The organism is Amycolatopsis sp. cmx-8-4 (assembly GCF_046548675.1).
In the GTDB taxonomy this organism is placed as follows: Bacteria; Actinomycetota; Actinomycetes; order Mycobacteriales; family Pseudonocardiaceae; genus Amycolatopsis.
In genome coordinates, this window is record NZ_JAEBDZ010000003.1 from 56,647 (window position 1) to 69,514 (window position 12,868).

Annotated in this window: 8 protein-coding genes; 4 read left to right on the forward strand and 4 right to left on the reverse strand. The window is 70.5% G+C overall.

The features are described 5' to 3' along the window. The first annotated feature begins 132 nt into the window (after window positions 1-132). Genes ACLJQZ_RS06360 through ACLJQZ_RS06370 form a run of 3 tightly spaced genes read left to right on the forward strand, consistent with a single transcriptional unit; the run spans window position 133 to window position 6,753 of the window. Window positions 133-2,025 carry a hypothetical protein gene (locus ACLJQZ_RS06360; protein ID WP_410619156.1) on the forward strand — a complete coding sequence of 631 codons (1,893 nt, stop codon included), beginning with the start codon at window positions 133-135 and terminating at the stop codon, window positions 2,023-2,025. Next, complete coding sequence (locus tag ACLJQZ_RS06365; RefSeq protein WP_410619157.1) at window positions 2,022-4,859, forward strand: ATP-binding protein; 2,838 nt, start codon at window positions 2,022-2,024, stop codon at window positions 4,857-4,859. The genes ACLJQZ_RS06360 and ACLJQZ_RS06365 overlap by 4 nt, the downstream gene beginning before the upstream one ends. A gap of 13 nt (window positions 4,860-4,872) precedes the next feature. Then, entirely contained in the window at window positions 4,873-6,753 is a 1,881-nt protein-coding gene (locus tag ACLJQZ_RS06370) for a hypothetical protein (RefSeq protein WP_410619158.1), read from the forward strand. Window positions 6,754-6,760: 7 nt separating this feature from the next. On the opposite strand, the gene ACLJQZ_RS06375 is transcribed toward ACLJQZ_RS06370, so the two are convergent. Continuing rightward, window positions 6,761-7,672, reverse strand: coding sequence for a LysR family transcriptional regulator (locus ACLJQZ_RS06375; protein ID WP_410619159.1), 912 nt, complete (start codon window positions 7,670-7,672; stop codon window positions 6,761-6,763). Window positions 7,673-7,759: 87 nt separating this feature from the next. On the opposite strand from ACLJQZ_RS06375, the gene ACLJQZ_RS06380 reads away from it, so the two are divergent. Continuing rightward, the gene (locus tag ACLJQZ_RS06380) at window positions 7,760-9,088 is read left to right on the forward strand and encodes an aspartate aminotransferase family protein (protein ID WP_410619160.1); all 1,329 of its coding nucleotides are present in this window, start codon (window positions 7,760-7,762) and stop codon (window positions 9,086-9,088) included. On the opposite strand, the gene ACLJQZ_RS06385 is transcribed toward ACLJQZ_RS06380, so the two are convergent. The 3 genes from ACLJQZ_RS06385 to ACLJQZ_RS06395 form a co-directional block, all read right to left on the reverse strand. Further along, window positions 9,075-9,458 (reverse strand): VOC family protein, encoded by a 384-nt coding sequence (locus ACLJQZ_RS06385; protein ID WP_247060037.1) that lies wholly within the window; start codon window positions 9,456-9,458, stop codon window positions 9,075-9,077. The two genes, ACLJQZ_RS06380 and ACLJQZ_RS06385, sit on opposite strands and share 14 nt — an antisense overlap. A gap of 126 nt (window positions 9,459-9,584) precedes the next feature. After that, complete coding sequence (locus ACLJQZ_RS06390) at window positions 9,585-10,940, reverse strand: cellulose binding domain-containing protein (RefSeq protein WP_410619161.1); 1,356 nt, start codon at window positions 10,938-10,940, stop codon at window positions 9,585-9,587. Beyond that, window positions 10,937-12,589: a glycosyl hydrolase family 18 protein gene (locus ACLJQZ_RS06395; RefSeq protein WP_410619162.1), complete on the reverse strand. Its 1,653-nt coding sequence runs from the start codon at window positions 12,587-12,589 to the stop codon at window positions 10,937-10,939. The genes ACLJQZ_RS06390 and ACLJQZ_RS06395 overlap by 4 nt, the downstream gene beginning before the upstream one ends. Window positions 12,590-12,868: the final 279 nt, after the last annotated feature.

Consider the following 12,868-nt stretch of genomic DNA (forward strand, 5'->3'; position numbering starts at 1 on the left):
CCAGCGGCCGGTGTCCGGATCTGGACGATTGACGTAAGCGTGTCACTTCTGTCGGGGTGGTCGGGCACAATCAGGCGGCAATCGGGCGCACTAGATACACCGGAGGGACCAGTGCAGGGGCGGGGAGTTGCTGTGGGCAGGGCGACCGAGATGTGGGAGCGGCTCTTCGGAGCGCGCGAGCAGTGGGGCTGGGAGTTCACGCCACCGGCGCCGATCACCGTGAGCCCGGAGGCGGCCAACCCGCCGGCGGCCGAGCAGGTGTACGCGCCCCACGACTACCAGTTCCGGGAGAGGCGCAGCAAGCGCGCGTGGCTGGGGCTGCTGGGCTGGCTCGCGCTGACCGTCGTGCTGGTCGTGCTGGTCGGGGCAATGGCGGAGACCGTCTCCGCGAAGATCCCGAAGGTCTCCGAGGTGAGCACCACGGTCGTGCTGGCCCTCGGCGTCCTGCTCGCTGTCATCCACTTCTTCCGGACACGGCGGCGGTTCAGCGTCATGAAGCGGGCGTACAAGTCGCACTACGACCGGGCGCTGGAGACGTACACGCAGGCGCACTTCGCCTGGGAACAGCGGGTCAAGGCGCACAACGAGCGCGAACGCGACCGCGTCGACTCCGCGATGCTCTGGCAGCCGGTGAAACTGGCGTCGCGACCGAGCCGGATCGACGTCTTCGGCGGGACCGAGGACAGCTGGGCGAGCCTCCTCACCACCGCGGGCGCCGCGCAGCTCGCCGGCGGCGCGTCGATCCTGCTGCTGGACTTCACCAGCATGGCCATCGGTGACGACCTGACACTCGCCGCGGCCGGCAAGGGCTACGACGTCTCGGTCCGGGTGCTCCCCGAGGAGCTCGGCGAGTTCGCCCTGCTCGCCGACCTCGACCCGCACGAGCTGGCCGAGGTGCTCGCCGGCGCGATGCACAGCCTGAACCGGACCGCGATGGCCGCCGACCTGCGCGGCCTGCACGCGGACCTGATCTCCACCGTCGCCGAACGGCTCACGGGGCCGGTCACCTTCCGCAAGCTCTCCGCGGGTCTGCAGGTGCTCCGCCGGGTCTACGACGCGGGCTCCGACGACACGCTCACCGCCGAGGAGCTGCGGAAGCTCAACTCCTACGTCGACACCGTCGGCAACACCGACCAGGTGCGCAACGAGCTCATCGCCCTCGAAGGCGAACTGCGCGGGCTGGCCAAGTCGGAAGGCGCGCAGGCCGCGGGCGAGCCGGCCGGGTTCGGCACGAGCTGGCCGGCGCGCGGGCTGTCCGTCATCGCAACCCGGACGAAGATCGAACGGCACAAGCGGTTCCTCGACCAGCTCGTCTTCCACCGCGCCCTGCAGGAACTGCAGTCCCGCGAGACGACCGGCCGCGAGGTGATCGTCGTCGCCGGAGCCGACCAGATCGCCCTCGAAGCCCTCGAAACCATGGCGCGGCAGGCGCGGCGGGCCCGGATCCAGCTGGTCTTCATCGTCGGCCACCTGCGTGACGACATGCAGAAGCTGCTCGGCAGCTCGGGCAGCGTCAGCCTGCTGATGCGGATGGGCAACGGCGACGAGGCCACGACCGCGGCGGAGTACATCGGCCGCGGCTTCAAGTTCGTGCTCTCGCAGCTCACCGAGGAGATGGGCAAGACGTTCACGGACGGCCGGTCGGGCACCGAAGGCGTCTCCGTCAGCAACTCGAGCTCCCGCGGTTACAGCTTCGGCGGCACCAGCAGCCACTCCTTCAGCGGCGACGGCCACGGGTCGTCGTCGTCCGGCTCGTCGTGGAGCCGGAACTCCAGCACGTCGACGTCGCGCGAACTGAACTGGTCCGAGACCAGGAGCGAATCGGAAGCGATGTCACGCAGCGAGGGCCAGACCATGGCCCGCGTGTACGAGTTCCAGGTCGAGCCGACCACCCTGCAGTCGCTCGCGCCGACGGCGTACGTGCTGGTCGAGGCCGCACCGGGCGGACGCCGGGTGGTTATGGGCGACTGCAACCCCGGGATCGTCCTGCTCGACCGGGTCGCCCGAGACGCGCTCCCGCGTTGAGCCCCGTAGCCGGTTTCGAGCTCCACCGCCTCCTCGCCGTCCCCCGTGGCGACGACCAGGCGGCCGGCGCCGACCGCCCGGACGAGACCGGCGGCCGGGCCCCGGCCCAGCTGTTCGCCGCGCTGACGGCCGCCCACGCGGGCCTCGGCGCCGGGGCGTTCGCCGTCGCCTGGGAACGCACCGGCGGGCAGCGGACCCTGCGCGTGCTGGTCGGCGGGCGGCCGTATTCCCCGGTGGCGCGCTCGGCGCCCGTGCCGGGTGAGCCGGTACCGATCCTCTACCCGCCGGGCAGCCTGGGCGTCCCGGAGCCCACGGCCGACGTCACGGAGCGCTGGGGCCGGCTGCCCGCGTGGATCCGCTGCGCGGGCGGCTCGGATCCACTGTGGACACCCGAGACCGGTGGGAACGCGCCCGGCCGGGGCGGATTCGACGACTACGTCGCCCACTTGCCGGAGGAGTTCGTCTGGCTCGTGGTGGCGGAGCCGCTGAGCGCCGATGCCGTCGAGCGGGAGCTGCTCGGCCTCGAAACGACGATCCCGCGGCTGCGGCAACGGGAGAACTCCGAGCCGGACCGGATCGCGCTGCTGCGGGCGGAAGGCCGGTACCGGGAGCTGTCGCGGGCCCAGTCCGCGGGGCTCTGGACGGTGCACGTCCTGGTCGGCGGCCAGGACGAGGCGCGCACCCGCGCCGCGGCGGCGTTGCTCTGCAGCGCCAGCGACCTCGACGCGTTGCCGTACGTGCTGACGCCCGGCACCGGGTGCACCGGCTTCGCCGACGTCTGGCAGCAGCCGGGGCCGGCCGGCGCGCTGAAGTCCCCGTTCGCGGCGACCGGCGAGTTCGTCGCCGCGATCGCCCGCCCACCGCGGCGCGAGCTGCCAGGGATCCGGATGACCGAACCGCCGCTGTTCGACGTCACCCCGGAGAACACCGGCGAGATCCCGCTCGGCACCGTCCTCGACGACGCCGACCAGCCGGTCGGCGAGTTCCGGGTCGCGCTGGACACGCTCAACCGGCACACGTTCGTCGCGGGCGCGACGGGGTCGGGCAAGTCGCAGACGGTCCGGCACCTGCTGGAGGGCCTGCACCGCGCCGGCGTGCCGTGGCTGGTCATCGAGCCGGCCAAGGCGGAGTACGCGGCGATGGCCGGGCGCCTCGGCGAGACCGGGCTGGTCACGGTGATCCGGCCGGGCGATCCCCAGGCGTACCCCGCCGGGCTGAACCCGCTTGAGCCCGCGAAGGGGTTCCCGCTCCAGACGCACATGGACCTCACGCGCGCACTGTTCATGGCGGCGTTCGACGCCGACGAACCGTTCCCCCAGGTGCTCGCCCAGGCGTTGCACAAGTGCTACACCGACCAGGGCTGGGACCCGGTGACGGGCGAGGTCCGCGGCCGCGTCGGCCCGGTGAAGTACCCGAGCCTCGGTGACCTGCAGACGACCGCGATCGAGGTGGTCAAGGGCATCGGCTACGGCAAGGAGGTGGCGGACAACGTCCGCGGCTTCGTCGACGTCCGCATCGGTTCGCTGCGCCTGGGCACCCCCGGCCGCTTCTTCGAAGGCGGCCACCCGCTCGACGTCGCGGCGCTGCTGCGCGGAAACGTCGTGCTGGAGATCGAAGACATCGGTTCGGACATGGACAAGGCGTTCTTCATCGGCGCCGTGCTGATCCGCCTGTTCGAGCACCTGCGCGTCAACCACGTCGCCGGCTCGTCCGGCCTGAAGCACGTGCTGGTGCTGGAGGAAGCGCACCGGCTGCTCAAGCGCACCGAGCCGGGCAGCCCGACCGAGCACGCGGTGGAGCTGTTCACGTCGCTGCTGGCGGAGATCCGGGCGTACGGCGAAGGCATCGTCGTCGCCGAGCAGATCCCGGGCAAGATCGTCCCGGACGTCGTGAAGAACACGGCGTGCAAGATCCTCCACCGCCTCCCGGCCGAAGACGACCGCCAGGCGGTCGGCGCGACGATGAACCTGAGCGAGGCCCAGTCCCGCCACGTGGTGACGCTGCCCCCCGGCCGCGCGGCGGTGTTCACCGACGGCATGGACCGCCCCCTGCGTCTGCTGATGCCCCTGGGTGCGTCGGCCGAGGACGCGTCGCAGGTCTCCCGGACCCCGGCACTGGCGGCGCGCCGGAGTGTCGCTTGTGGACAGTTGTGTGCTTCCCGGCCGTGCAGTCTGAAGGAACTCGGCACCGCGGTGTACCGCGCGGACGAAGACCCGCGCCTGGTGCTGTGGCTGGAACTCCTGACGGTCGCCCACATCACGGGCCGCCACGCCCCCGAACCGGACCCGGCGTGGATCGCCTCAGTGACGGCGGGGTACGACGAGCGCACGCTGGAATGCGCGGTGGCGCACCGGATCCAGACGGCGGTGGACGCGCGCTACGTGGGCATCACGGCGTACAACGCAGCGGGCGAGTTCATCTCGCACCTGGCTTCGAGCGCACGCCGCACGCTGGCGGGCGAGCCGCACGGCTGCGACGGCACGGAAGTCCGCTGGCAGGCGGGCCGGTACCGCTGGCTGGACGTCCTCCGGGCGTTGAAAGCGGACGGCCCCGAGGGCCCCCACCCGTCGACCGCGGCCTGGGCGGACCGCGGCCTCGTGCTGGACGGCGCGACCCGAGCGGACCAGCTGGCCACCCTGCGCCTGCGCCCGGAGCAGTGGCAAGACGACGACCCGGCCGTCCTCGGCACGGCCGAGCCGAGCGCGATCGTCAGTGCGACCCGGCGGCTCAGCAACGCGAAAACCCAGGTCAAGCAGTTCGAAGCGGCGACGAAGTTCCTGAACCTCCGGTTCCGGGCCGACCAGATCCTCCGCTTGACCACCGAAAGCCGATGACGGGGGCCGAACGATGAACGAAGCCGGCGACGGAGGTTCGGAAGCACCGGAGCCACCCCCGGAACCCGCGGACACGGGCGCGGGCGAGGACCGCCCGGACGGCCCGGTGGAGGACGACGAGCCACCTTCGTCAGCCGACTCCCCCACCGACTCCCCGGACGACGACCCGCCGGACGAGGTGCCGGACGCCGCGGACTCGACCCCGGATGAGCCTGAGGACCCGCCGGACGACACCCCCGAGGAACCGGCCCGGGAGGAGGACGTCCCGGACGACCCACCGGACGACGAGCCCGCCCCGGAGACCGAGGACCGGGCGGAGACACCCGAGCCGGCTGACGACCCACCGGACGAGCCGGACCGTCCCGACCCCGCGGCCGAGCCGAACGCCGCCGAGCACCCCGAGCCCGAGCAACCCGAGGACGACCAGGCAGACGCAACCGACCCGGCCGACGACCACACCGACGAACCTCGGCAAGCCGACCGCCCCGAGGAAGACGGCGCAGACACGGCCCATCCCGCCGACGACACCGAGCAACCCAACCGACCCGAGGACGACCGCGCAGACACCGTCGACGACCACACCAACGAGCCTGCGCAACCCGAGCCGGAACGTCCCGAGGACGACCAAGCCGACACCACCGACCCGGCCGAAGAGCGCCCGGACGAAGCTGACACCAATGCCGAGAACCCGGACGACTTCGAGCGGGAACGCGAACTGAAGCCCGACGACCCACGCTGGGACGGCAACTGGAACTCGGCCGGCGCCGAGGCGCCGGCCGAACAGCCCGCCCCTCAGCAGGAGTCCGCGACCGAGGCGGAACCCCAGCCGGCACGGGAGTCCGAGGCGAGCCGCGAGGTCACGGAGCGGCCGGAGCCTGCCGGTTCCCGAGACGTGGCGAGCCAGGACCCGGACAGCGACCCGCGCAACTACGAGGCGGTCACCGACCCCGAAACCGGCGAGCTGGAACTGCAACGGAAGAACCAGGACGAGCCCGCGCCGACCCCGCGCGAGCACGGCCCCGGCGACACCACCGGCGGCGCGTGGCAAGAGCACTTCTCCCCCGAGGGAGACAAGCCGACGCCCGAGCCGGACAACACCCCGGACGGCGACCAGTCTCGCGATGAGTCCGGCGAGGAACGCAAGACGGAACGGGCCGACGACATCGCGCCCGAGGAGACCGCCGCGAAGAAGTCCGCCGAGGACAACGAAGACCTCGCCGGTGGGTTGGAGAAGCTCTCCGAAGCAGGTGAGGCCGTCACCGAGAAGCACGACGAGACCCACACCGCGACTGGTCAGCAGCACGAGCGCGTCGACCCGGTGGTCCAGGACAACCCGGGCGTCCCGCACGACATGATCGCCTCGGTCGCCGCCGCGGGCGTGGCGATCACCGCGGCCATCAAACAGAAGCTGACGGAACGCTCCCTGTCACGAGCCGAAACGCCGGGGGATCGGCCGGGATCCGGTCAAGAGGAAGCCCGGACCGAGATCCCGGCACCGTCGGACGGCCAAGAGGTGCCGCAGTCCGAGAACCCGGACAACCAGCAGGGCACCCCCGACGGTTCCGAACCACCGGATTCCGCAGAGGCCGACGAAGCCGGTGAAAGCGAAAAGAAGAGCCTGCCGGCCGAAGTCCGTGACCAAATACTCGAGAAGGGCGGCGACATCGCGACCCTCATCGAGCCGGTGACCAAGGGCGTGGTCGGACAGGCGGTCGAAATCGCGGGTACGGGCTTCGACCTCGCGGCCCCGCTCGCGGCGGAAGCCTTCAACCACACCGAGCAGAAGGCCTTGTACGCGGAAGCCAAAGCACGCGAGGTCTGGAACCGGCTCACCGGCAAGGGAAGCGGTTCGGGCAACGACAGCGCCGACCCGGACGCGGACAACGAGAAATAACCCGCCGTTAAGACCTCCCCGCCCATTCGGCCAGGGCCGGGAGGTCCGGCTGCTGCCGCAACGCTTCCAGCACCACGTTCACCGCCGCCCGCAATGGCGACCCGCGGCGCACCACCGCCGCGATCGTGCGGTTCACCGGTGCGGTCAGCTCCCGCGTCGCCACCCGGTAGCGGCGGTCCACCGCCAGCCCCGGCAGGAGCGCGATCGACAGCCCGGCCTCCACGTGCTGCAGCGTCATCAGGTAGTTGGCGAAGCGGCACACCACCTTCGGCTCGAAACCCGACTCGCGGCACAGCCTCAGCGTCAGGTTCGCCATGTACGACTGCGGGACGTCCAGCGCCCACGGCTCGTCCGCGTACGCCGACAGCGAGACCGGGCCGCGGGGGCCGCCCGGGGGTGTCACCAGCACGATCGGGTCGGCGGCCAGGCGGACGATGTCCAGGTCCGGGCCCAGGGGCAGCTCGACGAAGTCCGTCGTCGTGATGATCACGTCGGCGTCGCCGCCGCGCAGGGCGGGGATGCTCTCGTGCGGTTCCAGCTCCAGGAGCTCGACGTCCAGGTGCGGGTACGTCGCCGCGAGCCGAGTCACCGCCGGGACCGCCATCGTGTGGATCGCGCTCTGGAACGCGCCCAGCCGCACCAGGCCGACCGGCTCGTCGCCGAGGCCACGCAACTCCGCCTCGACCGTGTCCATGTGGTCGAGGATCGCCCGCGCGCGCCGCGCCAGCATCAGGCCCGCGGGCGTCAGCCGGACCCGGCGGCCGGTGCGTTCCAGCAGCTGGGTGCGGGTTTCCGCTTCGAGCACGGCCAGCTGCTGCGAAACGCTCGACGCGCTGAGGTTCGCGTCCTGCGCGACCGCGCGGACCGTGCCCAGGGTGTCGAGCCGGCTCAGCAGCCGCAGGCGCCACGGGTTCAACATCAGCCCATTGTCGTTCGGCTGAGCCGAACAGGACAGCCGGAATTGTGAGATGGACGTGATGCTCGGACCGGACTTACCGTCGAGAGCATGGCTGCTCCGACTTACGAGACCACCTCCGCGGACGCCTTCTGGGCCGACGCCGACAAGCACCTGGTCCGCTACGGCGGCGCCTTCACCCACGAGATCATCGACCACGCCGAAGGCAGCTTCGTCTTCACCGAAGACGGCCGCCGGATCCTCGACTTCACGTCCGGCCAGATGAGCGCGATCCTCGGGCACTCGCACCCGGAGATCGTCGACACCGTCCGGCGGCAGGTCGGGAAGCTCGACCACCTGTTCAGCGGCATGCTGAGCCGCCCGGTCGTCGACCTGGCGCGCCGCCTCGCCGAGACGCTCCCGGCGCCGCTGGAGAAGGCCCTGCTGCTGACGACCGGGGCCGAGTCCAACGAGGCCGCGATCCGGATGGCCAAGCTCGTCACCGGCAAGCACGAGATCGTCTCGTTCGCCCGGTCGTGGCACGGCATGACGCAGGCCGCGGCGAGCGCCACTTACAGCGCCGGCCGCAAGGGGTACGGCCCGGCCGCGCCCGGCAACTTCGCCATCCCGGCGCCCAACCGCTACCGACCCGACTTCACCGACGCCGACGGCGCACTGGACTGGCGACGGCAGCTCGACTTCGGGTTCGAGATGATCGACGCGCAGTCGGTCGGCAGCCTGGCCGCGTGCCTCGTCGAACCGATCCTCAGCTCCGGCGGCATCATCGAGCCACCACCCGGCTACTTCGCCGCGCTGCAGGAAAAGTGCCGCGAGCGCGGCATGCTGCTGATCGTCGACGAGGCCCAGACCGGCCTCTGCCGCACCGGCGACTGGTACGCCTTCGAGCGCGACGGCGTCGTCCCCGACATCCTCACGCTGTCCAAGACGCTCGGCGCCGGCCTGCCGCTGGCCGCGGTGCTGACCAGCGCCGAGATCGAGCAGGAGGCGCACGACCGCGGGTTCCTGTTCTTCACCACGCACGTCGCGGACCCGTTACCGGCCGCCGTCGGCAACACCGTGCTCGACGTCCTGACCCGCGACCGCCTCGACGAGCGCGCGCTGCAGCTGGGCGGCCTGCTCCGGCACGGCCTCGAACGCATCGCGCACCGGCACGAGGTCGTCGGCGACATCCGCGGCCGCGGGCTGCTGGCCGGGCTGGAACTGGTCGTGGACCGCGAAACCAAGCGCAGCTCGGACGAACTGGGCGCGCGCGTCACCAGCCGCTGCCTCGAACTGGGGCTGCACATGAACATCGTGCAGCTGCCCGGCATGGGCGGGGTGTTCCGGATCGCCCCGCCGCTGACGGCGTCCGAAGAGGAGATTTCCCTCGGCCTGGCCATCCTCGACGAGGCGATCGGAGACGCCGTCAAGACGCTTTGACCGGCCTGAAGAGGTTGACCAGCGTGCCGTCCGGGTCGCGGAGGAGCAACGACCGGTTGCCCCAGGGCATCGTCGTGGGCTCGGTGACGAACTCGATCTCGCCCTGCTTGAGCCGGGCGTACTCGGCGTCGACGTCGTCGACGAGGAACTCGATGATCGCGCTGTGGTTGTCGGCCGGCCGGGCCGAGCCCGGGCTGAAGATCCCCACCGTGCGGGTGCTGCCGATGGCGAGGGTGAACGCCGGCGTCGCGACCTCGGCGAAGTCCGGCGTGGCCCAGGTCGCCGGCAGGCCGGTGACGTGCTCGTAGAAGCCGACGAGCCGGGCGACGTCGTCGGTGATGATGCGCAGCGAGGCGATCTGTGTGGTCATGCCGACGACGTTAGAACCGATACCGGACAGGATCCGCCCGGTATGAGACCGGTATGAGACGCGGTATGAGAAAGGCCTCCTTGCCGGCCCGGGGAGCCGGCAAGGAGGCCTTTTCTCAGGACAGCGTCAGAAACCCGCCGTCACCCTGGTGAAGTCCCAGTCGTTCTGCGCGATGCCACTGCACGCCGCCTGCACACCGCCGCCGGGGCAACCGCGGTCGCGGTTGACCGACCAGAACGCCAGGCGGCCGATCTTGTTCGTCTTGGCCCAGTTCGTGATCTGGGTCCACGTCGAAAGATCGGTCAGCTCCTGCTGGTCGGACAGGCCGTTCATGCCCGAGATGCCGAGGTGGTTGTACGCCGTGGCGTCGTTCCAGCCGAACGTCGACTTCAGCTTGTCCCGCAAGCCGTTCGCCGCGCCGGTCGTGCTGGCGTACATGTTGGCGCCGCCGCCGAAGTCGAACGGCATGATCGTGTAGATGTCGACCCCGGCGCCCAGCGCCTTCGACTGGTCGATGAGCCGGTTGCCGTAGTAGTTCGGGCCGGTCGTCGAGGTGCCGAAGGTCAGGATCGTCTGGATCCCGGGGTTGTTCTGCTTCACGATCTTCAGCGCGTTCAGGATGCGGTCCTGCACGGCCTCGTTCTCGAACTCGTCGGAGTTCTCGATGTCGATGTCGATCGCCTTGAGGCCGTACGCGTTGATGACCTGCTGGTAGGCGCCGGCCAGCGCGGCCGGCGTCGAGCAGTTCGGGCCGAGCTTGGTGCCACTCCAGCCACCGAACGACGGCACGACCTGGCCACCCGCCGCCTTGATCTGCGCGATCGCGCTCGCGTCCGCGCTGCCGCTCAGCGGACGACTGCTGTCCCACGCCGGGTTGCAGCCACCGGAGGCGTTGACGAACGCCATGGTGAACCACTTGACGCCGGTCGCGTTCATCACCGTCTGCGGGTTCGGCGGGCTGCCCCAGCCCATGTAGAGGTACGGCGCGCCGCGGCCACCCGGCTGGTTCGGGGGTGTGGTGGTCGGCGGCGGTGTCGTCGTGGGCGGGGTGGTGGGCGTGGTCGTCGGGGCGGTGCCCCCGGCCGTGCACGCGCCGCCGTTGAGCTTGCAGTTCGCCGGAGCGGAGTACGCGCCCGAGTACGTCACGTTGAACCCGAAGCTCGCGCTACCGCCGTTGCCGACGTTGCCGTTCCACGTGTTCTTGACCGTGACGTGCTGGCCGGCCGCCGTGTAGCTGCCGTCCCACAGCGACGCGATCTTCGCGCCGCCCGGCAGGTCGAACTCCACCGTCCAGGCCGGCAACGTCGAGCCCGAGCCGTTGGCGATCGTGTACTTGCCCTCGTAGCCGGTGCCCCAGTCGGAGCCCTTCGCGAAGGTCGCGGACACGCCGCCCGCCGCGTTCGCCGGAGCGATCACGAACACGGCACCGACCGTGGCGGCCGCGGCCGCCAGCCCGAGCGCGGACAACCAGCGGCTTCTCACGAGAGGCCGTTCTTCATGGCGGTGATCAGCTCACCGTTGCCGGTGTCGCCGGTCAGCTCCCAGAAGAAGGCACCGCCGAGGCCCTGCTGCTTGGCGTAGGACATCTTGCCGCCGATGGTCGCCGGGGTGTCGTAGCTCCACCAGTTGCTGCCGCACTTGGCGTACGCGGTGCCGGCGAACGTGCCGGTCGACGGGCAGGTGTTCTTCAGGACCTTGTAGTCCTCGATGCCCGCCTCGTACGTGCCGGGCGCGGCGCCGGTCGCGGTGCCGCCCGGGGTGCTCTGCGTGACGCCGGTCCAGCCGCGGCCGTAGAACCCGATGCCCAGCAACAGCTTGCTCGACGGGACGCCCTTGCTCTTCAGCTTCTGGATCGCGGCGTCGGAGTAGAAGCCCGGCGTCGGGATGCCCGTGAAGCTGGTGAGCGGCGAGTGCGGCGCCGTCGGACCCTGCGGCGCCCAGGCGCCGAAGTAGTCGTAGGTCATGACGTTGAACCAGTCGACGTACGGCGCGGCCGCGGCGTAGTCGGCGACGTCGAGCTTGCCGCCGTTGCTACCGTCCGCCGAGATGGCCGAGGTGACCAGGAACGACGAGCCGAACTTCGACCGCAGCGCGGACAGCACGTTCTTGTAGGCCGCGGCACCGCTGGTGTCACAGCTCAGGCCGCACGCGTTGGGGTACTCCCAGTCGATGTCGATGCCGTCCCAGATGTCGGCCCAGCGCGGGTCCTTCAGCAGGTTGTAGCAGGACTGCGCGAACGCGGCGGCGTTCTGCGCGGCCTGGCCGAAGCCACCGGAGTACGTCCAGCCGCCGAACGACCAGATCACCTTGAGCCCGGGGTGCAGCTTCTTCAGCTTGCGCAGCTGGTTGAAGTTGCCGGCCACCGGCTGGTCCCAGGTGTCGGCGACGCCGTCGACACTGCCCGCGGCGTCGTAGGTCTTCTGGTAGTCGGCGTACGGGTCGTCGTTGGCCGTGCATTGGCCGTTCTTGACGTTGCCGAACGAGTAGTTGATGTGGGTCAGCTTGCTCGCGGAACCCGACGTCTCGATGTTCTTGACGTGGTAGTTGCGCCCGTAGACGCCCCACTGCACGAAGTAGCCGACGTTCTTCAGGCCACCGGGCGGAGGCGGCGTGGTCGTCGTCGGCGGGGTCGTCGTCGGCGGAGTCGTCGTCGTCGGCGTGGTCGGGGTGGTCGGGGTGGTGGTCGGCTGCGTCGGGGTCGTCGGCGTGGTGGTCGGGGTGCCACCGCCGGCGTCACAGGAGCCGCCGTTCAGCTTGCAGTTCGCCGGCGCCGAGTAGGTGCCGGAGTAGCTGACGTTGAAGCCGAAGCTGACGCTCGCACCGTTGCCGACGTTGCCGTTCCAGGTGTTCTTGACGGTGACGTGCTGGCCGGCCGCGGTGTAGCTGCCATCCCAGAGCGACGCGATCTTCGCGCCGGACGGGAGGTCGAACTCGACCGTCCACGCGGCCAGCGTCGAGCCGGAGCCGTTGGCGATCGTGTACTTGCCTTCGTAGCCGGTGCTCCAGTCGGAGCCCTTGGTGAAGCTGGCGCCGACACCGCCGGCCGCGCTGGCCGGCACGGTGACCAGGCCGACCGCGATCGCGCCGACCGCGGTGAACAGACCGAGGAGGTGCCATCTCTTTCTGGACATTCGTCTCCCTTGACGCAGGTGCTTTGTGCGACGTTCCGGGCACGGCGTTCACGAACACCACCGACGGGGACCAGTTGGTGTTTTTGTGCCGTTTGCGAAGACGGTACGTGGTCCAGACCAATTAGGGAAGCACGAGTACGGAGAGTGCCGAAGGGCGACCGAACGGCTTAAACCTGTGATCGGCGTTGCCGGTTCACTGGTCCAGTCCAGTTACGCAAAGCAGCTTTCGCGCCATCGACATCCGCACGCACGGGCCATGCCACTCAGGATCGATTCCGA